An 18,304-nucleotide genomic window follows, 5' to 3' on the forward strand; every position below is an offset into this window, starting at 1 on the left:
GCTTTGCTGCATGGAGGCTTTAGTCCGGTTGGCGCTTGTAACCGAGTGAGCTTTCCAGAAGATGTCGGGAATAAGGGTGCTGAGGATCAAGAGCGCGCATTTGCTCAATGGTCATGATCTCGACAATTTCCCCCATTTGCATCACTGCAATGCGTTCACACATATGGCCGACGACGGCAAGATCATGGGATACCATTAGATAGGTGAGATTGTGCGCACGGCGTAAGTCGTGCAGAAGGTTCAGGATTTCCGCCTGTACCGAAACATCAAGTGCCGAGGTCGGTTCGTCCAGCAGCAGTATTTCAGGCTCCGGCGCAAGGGCACGTGCGATGGCAACGCGCTGACGCTGTCCACCGGATAACTGATGCGGGTACCGAAACCGGAAGGCGGGCCCAAGTCCGACGTCATCGAGGAGTTTGCCAATACGTCTGTCGATATCGGAAAAACCATGAAGGCGGAGCGTTTCGCTTAAAAATTGGTCTACTGAATGGCGGGGATGAAGGGCGGCATAAGGATCCTGAAAAACCATCTGGACCTTTTTGTAAAATTGGCGGCTACGATGACGACCGAGCTTTTCACCGGCAACATCAATTTCCCCAGACCATGTGGGGATAAGGCCGGTCAACGCCCGGAGAATGGTCGATTTCCCTGATCCACTCTCCCCGACAAGGCCAAAGCTCTCTCCCTCTGCGACGTATAAATCTGTGCCCTTCACTGCATTGACGCGCTCTTCTTTGCCATCAAACCAGACGTCCAGGTTCTTTATGACAATGCCGCTCATTTAACACCGCTCACACTTTCTGCGCGGGCCCATTCCGGGTCACGAGCGAGTACCGTCAGCCGTTCTTGCGGGGCATCAAGCCGGGGCAGCGATTTCAGAAGGCCGCGGGTATAGGGGTGTGTTGCCTCATGCAGTTTGTCCGCCGCGCAGACTTCAACAATCCGCCCCGCATACATGATCAGCACCCGGTCGCAAAAGGATGAGACGAGATTAAGATCGTGGCTGATGAAAATAAGCCCCATACCGCGTTCCTGCACGAGCTTATCGAGAATACCGAGTACCTGAATTTGCACGGAGACATCCAACGCAGATGTTGGTTCATCGGCTATCAGGATATCCGGGTCTGGAATCAACATCATGGCAATCATGATACGTTGTCCCATGCCGCCAGATAATTCATGGGGATAGGCATTGAAAACCCGCATTGGGTCGCGGATTGCAACGGCCTTCAATGCCTCAATAACCTTATTCTTGATTTCCGTCCGCGAGTTCTTTCCGAGAATCATATAGGATTCCATCATCTGATCTCCGACGGTCATCACAGGATTGAGGGAGAATTTGGGGTCCTGCATGACCATGGAAATCCGCTGGCCGCGTATTTTGCGTATTCCCCGTTCGCTCATTTTGAGGAGGTCTTCGCCGTCAAGAGAGATGTGGTTGGCGGTTACCTGGCCCGGTTTTCGAATAAGCCGGAGAATTGCCCGGCCTGTCATTGACTTTCCGGACCCGCTCTCGCCAACGATGCCAAGTCGTTCTTCTCCAAGTGAAAAGGAGATACCGCGCACGGCATCGAAAATGCCATTTCGCGTTGGAAATTTCACCCAGAGGTTTTCAACGTCAAGCCGTGTCATGTGCCGCCATCCTTCGGATCAAGCACATCCCGCAAGCCGTCCCCCAGAAGGTTAAAGGCTAGGCTGACAAGAAAGATGGCGAGACCGGGAACCGTTGCCACCCACCAGTGATCCAGAATGAACTTCCGTCCCTCCGATATCATTGCCCCCCATTCTGGTGACGGGGGTTGAGCGCCGAGACCAAGAAAGCCAAGACCGGCCGCCGCCAGTATAATTCCGGCCATATCTAGTGTGACCCTTACGATCAGAGAGGAGATGCAGAGGGGCCAGATATGCCGGGTGATAATCCGGAAGGGACCGGCGCCCTGTAATTTTACAGCGCTGATGTAGTCCGAGTTCCGTATGGTGAGGGTCTCCGCGCGGGCGATGCGTGCATAAGGCGGCCAGGCTGTCAGGGAAATGGCGATCACCGCATTTTCAATTCCTGCGCCAAGGGCAGCAACAAAGGCAAGCGCAAGAACGAGGCGGGGAAAGGCAAGGAATATGTCGGTAATTCGCATTAGGATTGTATCCGCCCACCCCCCTGCATATCCGGCGACGGTGCCGACAAAAAGCCCGGCGACGGGTGCGATCAGGGCAACAAGGATGACGATATAGAGTGTAATTCTGGCGCCATAAATCAATCGGCTCAGAATGTCGCGGCCAAGGGAATCGGTCCCAAGAAGATGTCCGTCCGACCCCAGTGGCGCAAGGCGATTTCCGAGGTCCTGAACAAAAGGATCATGAGGGGCAAGCAGGGGCGCGAAAATGGCGATTAAGCCCATCGCAAGCAGTATAATCAAACCAAACATCGCCATCGGGTTCGATCGAAACGACAGCCAGCCCTGATAGAGGGATGCGACGCGGGCGTGATGCCGGGAGGTTGGCGTGTCGGTTAGCAGCCAGCTACGCCATTTGGGGTGTTTTCCTGTGGGCAGGCCTGATAAACTCATTTTGCCCTCGGATCGAAGAATTTATACAACTGGTCCGAAAACACATTCAGGCAGACAAAAACGAGGCCTATGACCACAGTGCCTCCAAGAACTGCATTCATGTCGGCGGAAAGCAGCGCCGTTGTGATATAGGAGCCGATGCCCGGCCAGGCGAAAATGATCTCGGTCAGGACAGACCCTTCAAGCAGACCCGCGTAACTGAGAGCAATGACTGTTATCAGTTGAACCTTGATGTTGCGAAAGGCATGCCGCCAGATCACCGTCCATTCAGGAAGACCCTTTACCCGGGCTGTCGTGACATACTCTGAACTTAGTTGTTCGAGCATAAAAGAACGGGTCATCCGGCTGATATAGGCAAGACTGTAATAGCCCAGCAGAGACGCTGGCAGGATGATATGGCTCATGGCGTCCTTGAACACAGTCCAGTTCGCATCCAGAAGGCTGTCCACCAGTATCATGCCAGTCACCGAAGGAACAATATCAACGTAGAAAATGCCAACCCGGCCCGGACCGCCAACCCAACCCAGTATGCCGTAGAAGATGAGCAGCCCCACTAGCCCAAGCCAGAATATGGGCATGGAATATCCGATTAATGCGACGAGACGGGCAATCTGGTCTATCCAGCTGCCTCGCCGGACTGCCGCGAGGACGCCAAGCGGGACGCCGATGATAACGCCGATGAATGTTCCAAGGGTCGCGAGTTCCAGCGTTGCCGGAAAGACGCGCCTGATATCCTCTGCGACCGGGCGGGCGTTGAGAAGTGACTGTCCGAAGTCACCTTTAAGGATGTCTCCTATATAGTAGAAAAACTGGACAATGATCGGTTGGTCCAGTCCCATTGCCCGATAAGCGGCTTCATATGTTTCCTTGCTTGCACGCTCACCAACGACGGAAATGACCGGATCGATCGGCATAACGCGGCCAATAACAAACGTCACGAACAGCAGGCCGAGCATCGTCACGGCGATTGTCCCGATTGTTCGCAATATGGAGAACAGGAGGGTGGAGAAGGACGACTTTCGCCGCCCTTGCTCCGGTTCTGTGGCTACGGTCATGTATCCTGCGTTACTTGGTAACCGGCCAGTAGGCAATCGCTGTAATTGCGCCACCCAGGTTGAGGTTTTTTACATTACTCCAACGGCCGGTTTGCTCAATTTTCTGGAACATGACGGCGAACGGCGCTTTTGCCTGAAATTCATGCTGAATATCTTCATACATTTTCTTTCGAACGTCACGATCCCCCTCAATGACAGCGGCTTCCGTCTTCGCTGTTAAGTCGCCGGGGTTCCAGGCATTTCGCCAGGCAAGCAGGCCTGTTGCTTTCGCTTCTTCTGAATTATCAGGGTTATAGGCAAATGTACCCGCATTTGTCTGCGGATCGGGGTAATCCGGCCCCCAGGCACCGATATAGACATCAAGATCGCGGGCCCGATAGCGGGTCAATGTCTGTTTACCCGTTCCTATCGTGATGTTGAGCTTGATACCTGCTTGCCCAAAGGTGTTTTGCAGGGATTGGGCAATCTCCACACGTTCCTGTGCCTCTCGAACGCCGGCTTCAACCTCAAGATTTTCAACGCCCGCTTCCTTCAGCAGGGCTTTCGCCTTTTCGACATCAAGTGTGTAGGGCTTGTCATCGATGGCCCCGAGATAGGTCTTTGGCAGGAAGGATTGATGAATTGTGTACTGGCCATTCAGGAAGCTGTCCTGCATGCCTTTGTAATCAATCAGATATTTGATCGCCTCGACAACCTTTGGGTTGGAAAGGACCGGATGGTTCTGGTTGAGCGAGACATACATGAGGCGGCCACGTAGTTCGCTGTCGACCTCAATGCCTTCTTTGCCGGAAATGCCGGCGACATCTTCCGGGTTCAGGTTCCGCGCGACATCAATATCTCCCTTTTCCAACAGCAAACGCTGCGTCGCACTTTCCTGGATATGGCGGACGATGACACGCTTCATGGCCGGTGCGCCAAGATAGAAATCATCATTTGATTGCAGTGTGACGGATTCGCTCGGCTTCCAGCTGACGACCTTATAGGCGCCAGAGCCGGCCGAATTGGTTTTGAGCCATTCGTTTCCCAGATCACCGTTTTTTTCGTTCTCCATCACCAGCTTTTTATCGACAATGCCCCCGACAGTCGCTGTCAGGCAGTTAAGAACAAAGGATGTGGCGTATTTTTTGTCCGTGGTGATTTTGAGTGTATTGCCATCGGCAACAATCGTTTCCCCAACATTCTCAGGAGTGAAGCCGAATTGCGTCAGGATAAAGGAAGGCGTTTTCGCAAGGGTTATAACCCGGCGTAAGGAAAATTCAACGTCTTCTGCAGTTACCGGGTTGCCGGAATGAAATTTCACGCCCTCACGGATATTGAAAGTGATGGTGCGGCCGTCCTCTGATACCGCCCAGCTCTCCGCAAGATCGGGTTCATATCCTTTATCGAGATCTAGCGGATCAAAATTTACCAGACGGCCATAGACGTTTCGGATAACGTCACTACCCGCGAACTCAAAGGATTCGGCGGGGTCTAGTGTGGTAATATCGTCAATGCGATTGGCAATGACGAGCATATCCGGGGGTGTCTCAGCAAACACTGGGGTCGCCGGAATTGCCATTGTCCCCATTAAGGCACCAAATATGGCGCCTGCCGCAAATTTCTGTAATTTTTTCATGGAATTAACCTCTCCGCTGTTAAGAAGTAGCGTTTCTTTCTTTGACCCTGGCTTCGTTTCTTATTTTCAGTTAGGTCTTTTTTATCGACAAAAAGGGTCGCACTTTAAGGCCAGACTGTCGAGTGAGAATTAGCTTCAGATATCTTGCGCAAGAAAGACCAGTCGTTTATCGCTTAATTCTTGCATTTTTCTTCGCTCAGTTGATTTGGCTCATTTTGCGCGATAGATAAATAGATTAGTATTAGCCCAGTGAAAAAGCAGAGGAACCGATCAATGGCGGAAAGCAAGGCCCTGCCCGCTTCAAAATTATGCCGAAAATATGATCTGAAGACACTGGGCTTTACGGAAACGTCAGACCTTGAAGACTTGCACGAGCCATTGGGACAGGATCGCGCCATACAGGCCATTCGCTTTGGTATCGGCGTGCGCCATCAGGGGTTCAATCTATTCGCCTTTGGTCCTCCCGGATCGGGAAAAACAGAAATAATCCATCATTATCTAGAGCCCGAAGCGTCATCCTTACCAGTTCCCGAGGATTGGTGTTATGTGAACAATTTTACCGCGCGGGACCATCCAAAAATATTGCGTCTTCCCGCTGGAAGGGGCCGAGAACTCGCAAGACAAATGGAAAGCCTCACTGAAGAGGTCCGGGTTGTGATTTCAGCCGCTTATGAAAGTGAAGATTATCGTACTCGGTTTGACGTTATTACCGAGCAATTCAAGCTCCAACAGGAAGAGGCGTTTGAGGATCTGCAAAAAAAGGCGGCGGCGAAAAATATTTCGCTTGTACGAACGCCTATGGGGCTTGCTTTGGCTCCGTCACGGGACGGGAAGGTTGTTGACCCGGAAGTCTTTTCCAAGCTGCCTTCAAAAGAGCAGGAGCGAATTAAAGAGGAAATTAGTGAGTTAGAGGGGGAACTCCAAGCAGCTGTCCGCATGTTGCCGGAACTGGAACGACAGCAGCGCCAGGAGATTAAGAAACTAAACAGGGAGGTTACCAGTTTTGCCGTCGATCATCTGATTGATGAGACCCGGGAGAAGTGGCGCGATTGTGAAGCGGTTGTCGTTTTCCTTGACGAAGTGCAGGGTTACGTTATCGATCATAGTGACGTATTTCGCCTTAGCCGGGATGAGGCTGTGGAGACCATCCCGGCCAAAATGGCCGCGGATTTTGTGAAGCAACAGGACCGCATCATAGGTAATTGCCAAGTGAATGTGCTTGTCAGCCATGACTCTAATGGTGGCGCACCGGTGGTGTATGAGGATAATCCGACAGTTGAAAACTTGCTGGGCCGGATTGAGCACCGTTCGGAATTCGGCTCGCTTGTGACTGATTTTCGTCTGGTCAAACCGGGGGCGCTTCATCGGGCCAATGGTGGTTACCTTATTCTGGATGCGCGCCGATTGCTGTTACAACCTTACGCTTGGGAAACACTCAAGCGTGAGTTGCGCAGCTGTGAAATTCGGATTGAATCGCTGACTCAAATGATGTCGCTCGGGAGTATCGTAAGCTTGCAACCGGAGACCATTCCGCTGGATGTAAAGGTTATTCTGATCGGGGATCCGTTCCTGTATTACATGCTGAGTCAGAATGATCCCGATTTCCACAATCTCTTTAAAGTACCGGTTGATTTTGATGATCGCTTAAAGGTTAACGATGACGCTATTGGTCTTTATGCCCGGTACATTGCAACTGAAGCACGAAAGAATAAGTTATTGCCGTTGGAACGCGAAGCGGTGGAATTGGTAATGGAGAGGATGACCCGCCTTACAGGGGATTCGGAGCGCCTTTCCAATCATACACGTTCTCTTTCTGACCTATTGTCGGAAGCGGACCATTGGGCGTCCTCCCGTGGGGTCAGCCGGATTGAGGGAAAGGATGTCAATCAGGCAATTCAGGCCCATATATATCGCTCTGATCGGATGCGGGAGAGAACACAAGAGCAGTTCCAGCGCGGGACGATGATGCTGGATACCTCTGGGATAAAAGTCGGCCAGATTAACGGTCTTTCCGTTCTGCAACTTGGAGATTTTTCCTTTGGCCGTCCGAGCCGGATAACGGCGCGGGTTCATCTGGGCCGTGGCCGTGTGATCGATATTGAGCGGGAAGTGGAGCTTGGCGGACCGCTCCACTCCAAGGGTGTCTTGATCCTCTCAAACTTTATCGCTGCCCGTTATAGCGCGGACAAGCCTTTATCGTTGAATGCGAGTTTGGTTTTTGAGCAGTCTTATGGCGGAGTGGATGGAGATAGTGCCTCCTCTGCAGAGCTATATGCCCTGTTGTCTGCGCTGTCGGATATTCCGATAAAACAGTCCCTGGCGGTGACCGGGTCGGTAAACCAGTTTGGCGAGGTGCAAGCGATTGGCGGTGTTAATGAGAAAATTGAAGGATTCTTCGATCTCTGTAACTTTCGTGGATTGACCGGTGATCAAGGGGTAATGATCCCGGAATCAAATGTCAAAAACCTCATGCTGAAAGACGAGATTCTGGAAGCTGCGAAAAAGGGGAAATTTCATATCTACCCGGTTATGAGCATTGACGAGGGGATTGAAATTCTGACGGACGCATCTGCGGGACAACCAGATAAGTCCGGTAATTATCCGCCGGATACGATCAACGGCAGGGTCAAGGCGCGTCTTGAGGCCTTCGCTGACTCTGCGCGAAAACATAATAGACAGGGCCGTGATGTGACAAAAACGGAGACAGGTGATGTCTGAACTTATGACTCACACATATCGGCGGATATTGCTTCAGATCGACGCGGCGACGCATTGCCGTGAGACGATAGGAACAGCTATGGATATCGCTGCGCGGCTGGACGGCAAACTGACAGGAATATTTATCCAAGATAGTAATCTCGCAGCGGCCGGAACACTTGGTTTTGTTCGTGAGTTCCGACTTTCGTCTCCGATAGGTCATAGTCTGGATACTCTTACTGTTGAGGCACAGCTAAGGGCCATGGCGCGCAGTGTTCAGCGTCAGTTGGAGAGAGAAGGAGGGCGGCGTAAGATATCAGTGGGATTTCGCGCAATCCGCAGTGATGTCCAAACGGAGGAAGACGAGCTTCAGGATGCTGATCTGGTCATCGTCGAGAGTACTGGCCGTCTGCATTCCCGCAATTTCAGGGGACATCTTACCACCCGCCTCTCTATGGTAGGCTTGCTTCGTCCGACCCTGTTTTTGAAAGGAAGTAAGAGCCTGGCTCCTGAAGTGGCCGTGGTATGTGATACCCTTGATGCCGCTCAACGGGGCATGAGGGCCGCATCCAATCTTCTTGGCGGGTCATCGGCGCATGTCACACTCGTCCCCTTTAACCTCAGTACTGAAGACGAGAAGGAACTATCCAGAATGGGCGAAACTCTAAACGCAGATCCTTCCGAGAACGCTACCGGCGGTGTCTATGTGGCTCAAGTCGCAGCGACAGACGGCGTGGAGCTTATTAAAAGCCTGTCATCTACGGAGTGCATTGTTGTGATGACGGCTGGTGGCCCCTTTATGGAAGATCCCGGGAATTTGGAGCCGCTTTTCGTCAGTCGCCATCCACTTTTATGTATTCAATAATCATGGCAAGCTCTGTCACTCTCGTTCAATTCGTGATGTCTGTATAAGTATAGAATGATAAATACTGAAAACGCTAATATGACAGAGGAAAAGGTCGGCCTTGTCCGAAAACTGACCCTGCCGCTGCTGGTGCTTTACGGGCTAGGTGTCACGATCGGTGCCGGGATTTATGTGCTGGTCGGCGCGACTGCCGCACAAGCCGGGATCTATGCGCCAGTCTCATTTCTTGTCGCCGCAGTTGTTGTCTCTTTTACCGGATTTACCTATGCAGAATTGTCGACACGCTATCCGGTCAGCGCCGGGGAGGCTGCCTATGTGCGCGCTGGCTTGAATTCGAGAACCTTGACCTTAATCGTCGGGTTGCTGGTGGCAGCGTCTGGAATTGTCTCCTCTGCTGCCGTCTCAATCGGTGCCGCCGCGTATGTTGGCGAAATTGTATCCCTGTCTCCGATTCTGCTGACGACGGCTATTATTCTGATTGTTGGAGCGTTGGCGGTATGGGGCATATTGGAATCTGTTTTTATTGCTGCAGTTTTTACGCTTGTTGAGATTGGTGGGCTATGCTTGGTGATTTATTATGGGATCAGTTCCGATCCCGCTATCCTGACTGAGCTAGGTGATCTCGTCCCGCCATTTGAGGTGTCTATCTGGAGCGGAATTCTATCTGCGAGTCTATTGGCCTTTTTCGCTTTTGTCGGTTTCGAAGATATCGCGAACGTGGCGGAGGAGGTTGTTGAACCTCATAAAACAATGCCGTTGGGAATTATCCTCACGCTTCTTGTTGCAACGATTGCATACTTCCTCGTCGTCTCTGTTGTTGTCCTTGTTGTACCGATGGCGGATCTGGCGGGCTCTGCTGCACCGCTTGCCCTTGTCTTTGAGAAAGCAGGAGACGCAACTGGTGGAATTTTTCACCTGATTGCAATCGTTGCGACAACCAACGGCGTTTTAATTCAGATCATCATGGCGTCACGCGTGATATACGGATTAGCCAAGCAGCAGAATTTACCATCTTTCCTAGCGGCGGTTCATCCGGCGACCAGAACGCCGATTGTTGCGACTGCCCTGATTGTTGCCCTTGTGTTGATATTTGCAACGTTGCTACCTATCGGTCGGTTGGCCCAGACTACGTCCACAATTGTTCTAATCGTATTTTTTCTGGTAAACCTCTCTCTGATTCGACTGAAAATGACCAGTGATCAACCCTCGGAAGGTGTCTTTGTTGTGCCAATCTGGGTTCCGGTTATGGGCGGGGCTTCAAGTGCCGCTTTGCTGATAATTGGATTCTTACCATTTTAAGGCAGTGCCACAATTCAGAAGTAAGGGCCTACCCTAATCAGCTCAATGGATATTTACTATCCCGAAACCAGGTCAAAAGATAGACTAGTCGTTTGCCGACACCGTTGCTGAGCTTGTACCAGAAGCGATAAAAGGGGTGGAGCAGCTTGGTCAATCCCGTTATTTGCTTTGCTCTGTCGAAACGTTCATCTCCGATCGTAGACGGACCGTCAAGGTCGGGCGTAATGGGCGAGGGGTGAATGAGAAGGGTTTCCAGTCCGGTCTGCCAGGCACGGCTGTGAATAATATCCACTGGAACCCAATTTTTCTGCATAAACCTGAGCAGTCTATTGGCGGCACCTAGTGTCAACAGATACGCATATGCACCGCTTGGAGAAGTGGGGACACGGGTTATGCTGTAGTCATGACGCAGCGCCGCGAGCCGACGAAATCCGATGTCAAAGACTTTGCCATGGCCGACAAATCGGATCAGGTCCCAGGGAAGGGATGTGCGCTGGATATCTTCCAGAACGTCCTTGAATTTATCAGCGAGGAAGACATCGTCCTCAAGGATCAGCGCCCTTGGAATGTTTTCCGCCACCATCTTCTCATAGATTTTCTTGTGAGAGAGAAGGCATCCGATTTCCCCGGCTTTCAAATCCTTGCCGAAATAACGTCGTCGCTTTTCTCTATCGTATTCTGGAAGGTTGTCTATATCGAGCTGATAACCGTCAACGGCTTCAATAAAAGTGGCACTGAGCCCGACCTTGGCGAGACGTTCTGTCATATCCGCGCGTCGATGGTCGTCATTCAGTCTGTTAATGACAAAGACAGGTGGCAAGGTTTCTGAAATCGAAGGCTGCAAGAATGTTCACCGCATTTGGTTTGATAAAACCGGATTGTTAAGCGATGTGAGGCGCGGGATCAAGCTGATTGCGTACTTTGGCTTCCCGGCCTAGATATCCAAGAATGCCTGTCACGACATTTCCTGCTCGTCGAATTCCCGTAATTTCTGTTGGAGCTCGTGGAGATAGCGATCCCTGACATTCATCTCATCAAGATGCGCAATCGTATTATTCAGATATTCGCGACAGGTTCCGAGATGTCCTTCGCCGGAGGCAAGAAGCCTCGCTGTTTCCCGCAGGTCCATGTCAGAGATATAACGCGGGTGTGCCCGATTGATGACAAATGTCAATCCATCCACGGTTTTTCCTTGCAGGCGGAGGCGGACATGCTGCGCATTGTAGGATCCGGAAATCATCTCCCGCATCCAGAGGATATCCGTTTCACTTTCGATTTTCTCGGGCGCAATATGAAATGCGCGTCCGTTACAGGAGCCACCATGATCGAGTGCCAGCATCAGGCCCGGCTTTTCCGGGCTCCCCCGTCCTATTGATGCCGCAAGACAAAAGCGCCGCCGGAATCCATAGAGGCGAGCTGGCTGCCAGTCCGTGTAGTGAAACGCGGGATTCCAGAGCAGCGACCCATAACCAAAAACCCAAAGGCCGTCGTCCAGCTTTGCATTTGCAAGAAACTCTCGCCTCGTCTCATCCCGTTCCTCATGGGTCAAGGCATGGAAGGGTCCATGGCGTTTGGCTTCGCGAATGAGGTTGTCTATTCGTTCTCGATTAATTTCTTCGCGTATCAACATGACTTTTATTTTAACTTGTTTGCGATAATTCGCTAATCTGTATTTTCAATCTGGAAAAGCAAGGCATATTTCGAAGTGGACCTAAGCAATGTTGAAGAATCTTTTGAAAAATGTCCAGAGGCCTGAGCTGGATTTTCCAACCCTGAAGAAACCGCGTAAACCTAACACTTACCTTATGTCCCCTCCGGACTATTGTGAATATCCACCCAAGACAATCAGCCCGATTTTTAATATACCAGTGCAGGACCTGGCCGCAACGTTTGAAGGTGTGGCGCTGGCGGAGCCGCGAACGGAAAAGCTTACCAGCCGTGAACTGGAGCCGGACCTTCAGGTTGACTATGTGCAATACTCCAAACTTATTGGCTATCCGGATACAATTACGGTTCGCTTTATTGATCTGGGGGAGGGAAACTCTACTCTGGCTGTCTTCAGCCGGGCCCATTACGGATATCGTGATTTTGGGGTTAATGAGGCGCGGGTGAAAGACTGGATGCGTAAGCTGGACCTAGAAATCAAGAAGCGCGACGATCAGATTTTGTAACGCCGCAATTTTTCGTAATAAGGAAGCTGTTCTTCAAGGAGTTCCGATTGCTCTGGGCTTAATGTAACTTCACGTTCTTCAAATGGTGCAAAACCTGTCGACGCCTCTACCGAAGCGTACCAATGGTCTGCCCAGACACCGTCTTCCGGGTGCCGCCCTTTTGGCCAGCTCAGCATTTCCGATCGCCATTCGAGATCGAGCGTCGCACAGAGCTTTTTCAATGCTGCTTCAGGGTTTTTCAATATGTCCTCGGCTTCTACAACAGGGGGTGGAGAACCCGTCAGCTTTCTGATTTCCTCAAAAATTTCCGTTTGCCGCTTAATACCGATGTCGTCTGTCGAGATTCGATCCCACTTCGCAGCATAGGAAGCGATGACAAGTTTCGGATCACGAATAAGGAAAACATTCGCATGAGCGCGGAAGACGCCAACATCGACTTCTTCAAGCATGTGTTGGGTCATGTGCTTGATATAGAGGCTGCTTCCGTCCGGTAATGGTGCATTGAGCTCATCCGCAACGACGCGCCAGTCCGTCGACTGACTGGCAATCACATCCTCATGCATGGGGTGCGGCAAGCCCGTTCTGGCAAGATAATATGCATAAAACGGCTCATCCACCACCCGGTATTCCGGGCGGCTGGAGAACGACCGCATCATAGCTGTGGAAATGTTACGCGGGCCGGACCACATCGAAATACGGACTGTGTCTGCCGTATTCGTCATGGTCCGGTCCCTTTTAGCTCTCTGATTGGCGCCGCCGGGATTTTAAAGCCCGAGGATCAGTTTGGCCATGATATTACGTTGAATCTCATTTGATCCTCCATAGATAGATACCTTTCGGGCGTTGAAGTAGCGAGGAGCAACACCGCTCGCATAATCGGCCCCGACCGGCTCTTCGTTTTGCCCCGGATAAAGCGGCGTAAAGGGCTGGGCATAGGTGCCGACTGCCTCAAGCGCCATTCCGACTACCTCCTGATAGAGATCTGTGCCTCGACATTTCATGAGCGAGGATTCCGGACCCATATTCTGGCCAGCACCAAGTTTGCTTAAAATCCGGAGTTCAGTCATTTCGAGAGCCTGAACAGCAACTTCGAGCCGCGCCAGCTTGGCGTTGAAGTCGGCATTCCTGATAACGGGTTCATTGCCATCGACTTCCTTTGACGCAATCGCCCGTATTTTTTCAACGCCGCGTTTCAGGCGACCGGCATAGGCATTGCCTCGCTCGAATTCAAGCAAGTATTTTGCGCATGTCCAGCCTTTGTCGAGCTCTCCGATAAGATTTTCCTTCGGCACTTTTACGTCGCTGAAAAAGACTTGATTGACCTCCTGCGCACCCTTGATGGGCAAGTCCAGTGTCTGGATCGGATCTACACTCACGCCCTCCGACTTCATGTCGATCAGGAGGAAAGAGATACCTTCCTGGCGCTTGCCTTCGTTCGATGTCCTGACAAGGCAGAATATCCAGTCGGCATATTGCGCGAGCGTTGTCCATATCTTTGACCCGTTGCAAAGAAAATGGTCGCCCTTGTCTTCCGCTTTCATCTGCAGACTGGCAAGATCGGATCCTGATCCCGGTTCAGAATATCCCTGGCACCACCAGACCTTGTTCTCCCGAATATCGGGAAGAAAGCGCTTTTTTTGCTCATCCGTGCCAAATTTCATGATGACAGGGGCGCACATGCTGATCCCGAATGGCATGATGCCCGGCGCATTGGCATTCGCCATTTCTGTCTGGAAGATGTACTTCTGTGTTGTGTTCCAGCCCGGTCCGCCGTATTCCACCGGCCAGTCTGGTGTCAGCCATCCTTTTTTGGCGAGAGAATCCTGCCACCTGACATGGTCCGTCTTCGGCAAGTAGCTGTTTCTGTTTTCCGCCATCTTTTGTTTGAGGTCGTCATCGAACTCATCTGCCAAAAACTGCCGTACTTCATCGCGAAAGGCGTTATCCTGAGTGGTGAATGAAAGGTCCATTTTCTCCCTCGTATTATTTTTATCTCGACGGACGCTATGGGCGCCATGTTATGTTAAATTCTAACATTATATATAGGGCGAAAGACAAGTCTGTTTTCGCCAAATCGGCGAGAAGGAGTAATAAAAATGAAAAAATCTGTAAAACAGCTGGTTAAAGAGGCAAATAGCGAAATTGAAACCCTCTCAGTGGAGGATGCTCTTACGCTTCTCGGGCAGGAGGGTGTAACTTTTGTCGATATCCGTGATATCCGCGAACTTGAACGTGAGGGGCAGGTACCGGGGGCCGTTCACGCTCCGCGCGGTATGCTGGAATTTTGGGTAGATCCGGACAGCCCATATCACCGAGAGCTGTTTGCCAGTGGTGATCGTTTCGTTTTCTTTTGTGCATCAGCATGGCGCTCCGCCCTGGCGACCAAGGCCGTTCAGGACATGGGCTTGGCAAATGTTTGCCATCTTGAAGGCGGGTTTACCGCCTGGAGAGAAAATGACGGGCCCATTGAAGAAAGAAAACCCCGCAATGGTTGAAAGTGCCATTGCAGGGTATTCGCGGGTTAGTATCTGATTTAGATCACTCTTTCTTCTTGCCGAGTAACCCACCGGCTGCGTCAAGCAGGTTCTTTACGGCTTCAGGATCCTTTTCCTTGACGCCTTTAAGGGTCTCCTTGACACCATCGCCGGAACCTTTCACGCCCTCAAGCAATTGCTTGGCTCCTTCGGGGTTGCTGACATTTTTGAGAACACCCGCGAGATCGGGCGCGAATTTAAGATTATCCCATGGCCCGCTGACGATAATTGGAACAGCGACCCCGCTCGCCTCGGACCCGCCTTGGCCTTCGGTTGTCGCGACGAGCTTCGGCTCAATCCGGTAGTTCAGGGTTTTGGGCGGCAACTCTACCGTACCCGCGCCGGACAGGCGGACAAACGGGTTTAGCATTTTCAGATCATTATTGGTGAGAATGCCGCTTTTGATTTGGTAGGTTCCCGAAATCTCGGCAAAATCTGTCTTTTGTGCTTCGCCGCTATTGGTAAAGGCACTGGTTACATTACGCGCCATTGCGGCGAGGTTTATCCCTGAGATAGAGCCGTCTTCAAACAAGATTTGGCCATCACCACCAAGCGCTCCAACCAGATCCGCCTGTGACTTGCCGCTTGTGGACAAGCTCGTCTGGAACATCCCTTTGCCTTCAAGTTTATCGAAATCCGCGGCATCCGTCAGCAAAGGCAGAAGCTGGATATTCTCGATGGTCATATTATTTGTAATTTTCAGTTCCGGATTCTGTGCATTCACTCGGATTGTCGCCTCTCCGGTCCCGTCATACAGGTTCATTTCACTGAGTGTGACGTCGAGAATGCCACTCTTTAGAGCGGTTTGAAGAGCACTGCTGCCGATCTTGATTTTCTGAAACAGAATTTCCTGCGCGGATAGATCGAACTTGGCATTGACGGTTTTAAGGGCCGAAAGATCAATTGGCGTTGTATCCCATTTCTCGCCTCCGCTTGATTGTGCGGGCGCCGCCGGAGCATTGCCGTTACCCTCGGATTTGTTTTCAGGCAAATAGGGGTTTAGATCGAGTGTCTCAAGGGCAAGTTTGCCGACAATGTCCGGAACGTTCCCGCCGAGATCCACACTGAAGTCACCAACACCTGTAATATCATCAAAGTCAATATTCGCTTTGGAGAAGCTGTATTTTGTGTCATTCACACCAAGTTCACCAGTGATCTTAAGGGGGCCAAACCCGTTGCCTGCCATTTCCAGCGGTGTTCCCGTCCAGGCGGCCAGATCCCGCACCGACGGAATATCAAGGCTGGTTGTGCCGCCGAGCGCAAGCGGTTTGGTGCTTTTGACGGAACCATCGAAATCGAGGTTGATATTTGTCGAGGCGACATTGAACGATGCGGATGTCTCGCGATTTTCAAGGATGGCCCGAAGGGCGGCAACCTTGGCATCCAGATTTACTTCCTCTTCGTTCCAGACGGCACTTCCCTTCGCTTCAAAGGGTTCATCAAGTCCGTGCAAGACAAGTTCAACATTGATTTTATCTAGATTGATGTCAGTTCCGCTTTTCTGATCGATAAAATTTACGACGCCGTCGACAATCCGAACATCGCCGAGGTTCAAGTCAGAAATTCCGAGGTTGGGCGCGCCGCTATCCTCACTCGCTTTTTCATCCTGCTTGGGCGCTTCGCTCGCCGCAGTATCGAACACCCAGTTTCCTTTACCATTCTTGTCGACTTCCAGGTTGATAACCGGGTTGGTCAGAACAAACTCGTCAACCTGAACATTTCCGGTAATAAGGGGGAGCAGGCTGAGCTTGATCGCGAGGCTGTCGATGGCCGCCATATTTGCATCACGCGCACCTTCCGCGTTGGAGAAAGTTACCGTATTGGCCGTGACCCCCAATGTCGGAAAGACGGAAAGGCTGAAGTCGCCATCTATCGAGAGATTACGACCGGTGGCATCCTGGGTAGCCAGGATCAACTCCTGCTTAATACGGTCCGTGGGCACCAGGAACGGGAGAGCCACCACTACACCGACGATAAGCACCAACAGTACGGCGATTGCAATTAAGGCTTTTTTCATGGTCTTAGTCTCCCACCAGTTTGTGACTATTTTTTGATCATGCCATAAAAGTTATGGCGGGTCATGATCCTTTGGAATATTCGTCATACTTTTGCCGTGAAATATATTAGACTTTTCCATAGGCTTGCATTTAATGGATTGGAGAGACAGGGTTGGCAAGGAAACGGCTTTCCGCGGTTTTTATATCATTTTTCCTGGTTGGCTTGACGGTACAGGCAACCGCAGAAGAAGTGGATATGCAGCTTGTGCTGGCGATCGACGTTTCTTCCAGTGTGAACTATGATGAATATAATCTGCAAATGCGAGGGTTCGCCGCTGCATTTCGTGATGATCTGGTGATTGAGGCGATTACCGCTGGGCCGCGCGGACGGATCAGTATTGCGGCCACTCACTGGGCGGGTCTAAGGGAACAGCAAACAATCCTGGACTGGCAGGTTATTGCATCCGGCGACGATGCCCGTGCCTATGCCGACCAGCTTGACAGAGTGCCGCGCAGCTTTCCCTATGGGGGAACCGCGATTGCCGGCGCCCTTGATCATGCGTTTTCCCTTTTCGCCGGGGACCGGAACCTATCGGCAAGACGGGTCATTGATATTTCGGGAGACGGCGTCGTTTCCATCGGCCGTGCCCCGGAGGTCGCGCGCGACCGCATAGTTGCTGCCGGCGTCATCATCAACGGCCTGCCAATCCTGAACGATGAGCCGGAACTCGAAACCTACTATCGGGATCGCGTGATCGGCGGTATCGGCGCCTTCACTGAAAAAGCCGAAGGGTATGAAGATTTTTCCCGGGCGATCGCCGAAAAACTCGCGCGGGAAATCCGGGGGACCTGGCAGGGTGTCTAGCAGGTTCCGCCCGCAGCGTGTTAGACCTTCGGTCGTTGCATTGCGAAGACATCCTGAACATGACAGTAGTCCATATATCCAAGACGGGCGAGCGGACGATATTTCTGCATGTTGATCATGCCATCGACGATAATGTCATCACTGATATTAATACCGATGACCTCTCCAAGAACCATGGTGTTGACGACATTCGCATTATTAGATGGCAAGACAATGGTCTTGTAATGAATGCATTCCAGATGGGCTGGGCTTTCCTTAACGCGCGGTGGCTTGACCAACGTTGAAGGTTCCTTCGTCAATCCCGAATGGTCAAATTCGTCAACCGACCTCGGATACATGCCTGAACTCCGGTTCATCTCTTCACGAAGATCATACGATACCATGTTGCAAACGAATTCCTTTGTCGCATGGATATTTTCCAACGTATCCTTGGCGCCGCCCTCGCTGTGACTGCCGTTGATTGCCATCGCAACAATCGGCGGATTTTCGGCCATTGCGTTGAAGAAGCTGAACGGCGCAAGATTGATGGTTCCATCTGCAGCAAGGCTGCTGATCCAGCCGATGGGACGCGGAGCAACTATTGCCTTGAAGGGGCCATGCTTAAGGCCATGGGGTTCGGAAGGTTTATAAAACATTCAGGAA

The 18,304-nt window shown here is 51.6% G+C and carries 17 protein-coding genes; 6 read left to right on the forward strand and 11 right to left on the reverse strand.

The genetic code is table 11. The features are described 5' to 3' along the window. Positions 1–19: 19 nt before the first annotated feature. From AACZ19_RS09905 to AACZ19_RS09925, 5 genes are read right to left on the reverse strand one after another with little or no spacing between them, the layout of a single operon-like run. Positions 20–781 (reverse strand): ABC transporter ATP-binding protein, encoded by a 762-nt coding sequence (locus tag AACZ19_RS09905; RefSeq protein WP_339633451.1) that lies wholly within the window; start codon positions 779–781, stop codon positions 20–22. Continuing rightward, positions 778–1,632: an ABC transporter ATP-binding protein gene (locus AACZ19_RS09910; protein ID WP_339633453.1), complete on the reverse strand. Its 855-nt coding sequence runs from the start codon at positions 1,630–1,632 to the stop codon at positions 778–780. The genes AACZ19_RS09905 and AACZ19_RS09910 overlap by 4 nt, the downstream gene beginning before the upstream one ends. After that, a complete protein-coding gene (gene nikC, locus AACZ19_RS09915) occupies positions 1,629–2,564 on the reverse strand; it encodes a nickel transporter permease (RefSeq protein WP_339633455.1) in 936 nt (311 codons plus the stop codon). The genes AACZ19_RS09910 and nikC overlap by 4 nt, the downstream gene beginning before the upstream one ends. Continuing rightward, positions 2,561–3,619, reverse strand: coding sequence for an ABC transporter permease (locus tag AACZ19_RS09920; protein ID WP_339633457.1), 1,059 nt, complete (start codon positions 3,617–3,619; stop codon positions 2,561–2,563). The genes nikC and AACZ19_RS09920 overlap by 4 nt, the downstream gene beginning before the upstream one ends. Before the next feature lie 10 nt (positions 3,620–3,629). Next, positions 3,630–5,234, reverse strand: coding sequence for an ABC transporter substrate-binding protein (locus tag AACZ19_RS09925; protein ID WP_339633459.1), 1,605 nt, complete (start codon positions 5,232–5,234; stop codon positions 3,630–3,632). 273 nt (positions 5,235–5,507) lie between these two features. On the opposite strand from AACZ19_RS09925, the gene AACZ19_RS09930 reads away from it, so the two are divergent. The 3 genes from AACZ19_RS09930 to AACZ19_RS09940 all read left to right on the forward strand — a co-directional run bounded on the left by AACZ19_RS09930 (position 5,508) and on the right by AACZ19_RS09940 (position 10,095). After that, positions 5,508–7,952, forward strand: a complete 2,445-nt coding sequence (locus AACZ19_RS09930) for an ATP-binding protein (protein ID WP_339633462.1) — start codon at positions 5,508–5,510, stop codon at positions 7,950–7,952. Further along, complete coding sequence (locus tag AACZ19_RS09935) at positions 7,945–8,796, forward strand: universal stress protein (protein ID WP_339633464.1); 852 nt, start codon at positions 7,945–7,947, stop codon at positions 8,794–8,796. The genes AACZ19_RS09930 and AACZ19_RS09935 overlap by 8 nt, the downstream gene beginning before the upstream one ends. A 78-nt stretch (positions 8,797–8,874) precedes the next feature. Continuing rightward, positions 8,875–10,095, forward strand: coding sequence for an amino acid permease (locus AACZ19_RS09940; RefSeq protein ID WP_339633467.1), 1,221 nt, complete (start codon positions 8,875–8,877; stop codon positions 10,093–10,095). Between the two features lie 37 nt (positions 10,096–10,132). Here AACZ19_RS09940 and AACZ19_RS09945 read toward each other — a convergent pair whose 3' ends face one another. Together AACZ19_RS09945 and AACZ19_RS09950 are read right to left on the reverse strand one after the other, a co-directional pair. Beyond that, entirely contained in the window at positions 10,133–10,939 is an 807-nt protein-coding gene (locus tag AACZ19_RS09945) for a glycosyltransferase family 25 protein (RefSeq protein WP_339633469.1), read from the reverse strand. Positions 10,940–11,050: 111 nt separating this feature from the next. Then, positions 11,051–11,725, reverse strand: a complete 675-nt coding sequence (locus tag AACZ19_RS09950) for a gamma-glutamylcyclotransferase (RefSeq protein ID WP_339633471.1) — start codon at positions 11,723–11,725, stop codon at positions 11,051–11,053. A gap of 88 nt (positions 11,726–11,813) precedes the next feature. On the opposite strand from AACZ19_RS09950, the gene AACZ19_RS09955 reads away from it, so the two are divergent. Then, positions 11,814–12,266, forward strand: coding sequence for a DUF1499 domain-containing protein (locus AACZ19_RS09955; RefSeq protein WP_339633473.1), 453 nt, complete (start codon positions 11,814–11,816; stop codon positions 12,264–12,266). On the opposite strand, the gene AACZ19_RS09960 is transcribed toward AACZ19_RS09955, so the two are convergent. Both AACZ19_RS09960 and AACZ19_RS09965 read right to left on the reverse strand, forming a co-directional pair. Further along, positions 12,254–12,988, reverse strand: coding sequence for a hypothetical protein (locus AACZ19_RS09960; protein ID WP_339633475.1), 735 nt, complete (start codon positions 12,986–12,988; stop codon positions 12,254–12,256). The two genes, AACZ19_RS09955 and AACZ19_RS09960, sit on opposite strands and share 13 nt — an antisense overlap. A 42-nt stretch (positions 12,989–13,030) precedes the next feature. Next, the gene (locus tag AACZ19_RS09965) at positions 13,031–14,236 is read right to left on the reverse strand and encodes an acyl-CoA dehydrogenase family protein (RefSeq protein WP_339633477.1); all 1,206 of its coding nucleotides are present in this window, start codon (positions 14,234–14,236) and stop codon (positions 13,031–13,033) included. A gap of 126 nt (positions 14,237–14,362) precedes the next feature. Here AACZ19_RS09965 and AACZ19_RS09970 point away from each other — a divergent pair, with 126 nt between their 5' ends. Next, entirely contained in the window at positions 14,363–14,761 is a 399-nt protein-coding gene (locus AACZ19_RS09970) for a rhodanese-like domain-containing protein (protein WP_339633481.1), read from the forward strand. Between the two features lie 43 nt (positions 14,762–14,804). Here the strand turns inward: AACZ19_RS09970 and AACZ19_RS09975 are convergent, their stop codons facing one another. Continuing rightward, a complete protein-coding gene (locus AACZ19_RS09975) occupies positions 14,805–16,817 on the reverse strand; it encodes an AsmA family protein (RefSeq protein WP_339633482.1) in 2,013 nt (670 codons plus the stop codon). A gap of 152 nt (positions 16,818–16,969) precedes the next feature. On the opposite strand from AACZ19_RS09975, the gene AACZ19_RS09980 reads away from it, so the two are divergent. Continuing rightward, positions 16,970–17,662, forward strand: a complete 693-nt coding sequence (locus AACZ19_RS09980; RefSeq protein ID WP_339633484.1) for a DUF1194 domain-containing protein — start codon at positions 16,970–16,972, stop codon at positions 17,660–17,662. Positions 17,663–17,682: 20 nt separating this feature from the next. On the opposite strand, the gene AACZ19_RS09985 is transcribed toward AACZ19_RS09980, so the two are convergent. Further along, the gene (locus AACZ19_RS09985; protein ID WP_339633486.1) at positions 17,683–18,297 is read right to left on the reverse strand and encodes a flavin reductase family protein; all 615 of its coding nucleotides are present in this window, start codon (positions 18,295–18,297) and stop codon (positions 17,683–17,685) included. Positions 18,298–18,304 lie beyond the last annotated feature (7 nt).

Origin of the sequence: uncultured Sneathiella sp. (genome assembly GCF_963973085.1) — a bacterium.
Taxonomy (GTDB): domain Bacteria; phylum Pseudomonadota; class Alphaproteobacteria; order Sneathiellales; family Sneathiellaceae; genus Sneathiella.

What these genes read in the sequence shown, in the direction of transcription:
- AACZ19_RS09930 (WP_339633462.1), top strand. Translation starts at nt 5,508, where the DNA reads ATGGCGGAAAGCAAGGCCCTGCCCGCTTCAAAATTATGCCGAAAATAT.
- AACZ19_RS09935 (WP_339633464.1), top strand. Translation starts at nt 7,945, where the DNA reads ATGTCTGAACTTATGACTCACACATATCGGCGGATATTGCTTCAGATC.
- AACZ19_RS09975 (WP_339633482.1), bottom strand. Translation starts at nt 16,817, where the DNA reads ATGAAAAAAGCCTTAATTGCAATCGCCGTACTGTTGGTGCTTATCGTC.
- AACZ19_RS09905 (WP_339633451.1), bottom strand. Translation starts at nt 781, where the DNA reads ATGAGCGGCATTGTCATAAAGAACCTGGACGTCTGGTTTGATGGCAAA.
- nikC (WP_339633455.1), bottom strand. Translation starts at nt 2,564, where the DNA reads ATGAGTTTATCAGGCCTGCCCACAGGAAAACACCCCAAATGGCGTAGC.
- AACZ19_RS09955 (WP_339633473.1), top strand. Translation starts at nt 11,814, where the DNA reads ATGTTGAAGAATCTTTTGAAAAATGTCCAGAGGCCTGAGCTGGATTTT.
- AACZ19_RS09920 (WP_339633457.1), bottom strand. Translation starts at nt 3,619, where the DNA reads ATGACCGTAGCCACAGAACCGGAGCAAGGGCGGCGAAAGTCGTCCTTC.
- AACZ19_RS09970 (WP_339633481.1), top strand. Translation starts at nt 14,363, where the DNA reads ATGAAAAAATCTGTAAAACAGCTGGTTAAAGAGGCAAATAGCGAAATT.
- AACZ19_RS09960 (WP_339633475.1), bottom strand. Translation starts at nt 12,988, where the DNA reads ATGACGAATACGGCAGACACAGTCCGTATTTCGATGTGGTCCGGCCCG.
- AACZ19_RS09910 (WP_339633453.1), bottom strand. Translation starts at nt 1,632, where the DNA reads ATGACACGGCTTGACGTTGAAAACCTCTGGGTGAAATTTCCAACGCGA.
- AACZ19_RS09925 (WP_339633459.1), bottom strand. Translation starts at nt 5,234, where the DNA reads ATGAAAAAATTACAGAAATTTGCGGCAGGCGCCATATTTGGTGCCTTA.
- AACZ19_RS09965 (WP_339633477.1), bottom strand. Translation starts at nt 14,236, where the DNA reads ATGGACCTTTCATTCACCACTCAGGATAACGCCTTTCGCGATGAAGTA.
- AACZ19_RS09950 (WP_339633471.1), bottom strand. Translation starts at nt 11,725, where the DNA reads ATGTTGATACGCGAAGAAATTAATCGAGAACGAATAGACAACCTCATT.
- AACZ19_RS09985 (WP_339633486.1), bottom strand. Translation starts at nt 18,297, where the DNA reads ATGTTTTATAAACCTTCCGAACCCCATGGCCTTAAGCATGGCCCCTTC.
- AACZ19_RS09940 (WP_339633467.1), top strand. Translation starts at nt 8,875, where the DNA reads ATGACAGAGGAAAAGGTCGGCCTTGTCCGAAAACTGACCCTGCCGCTG.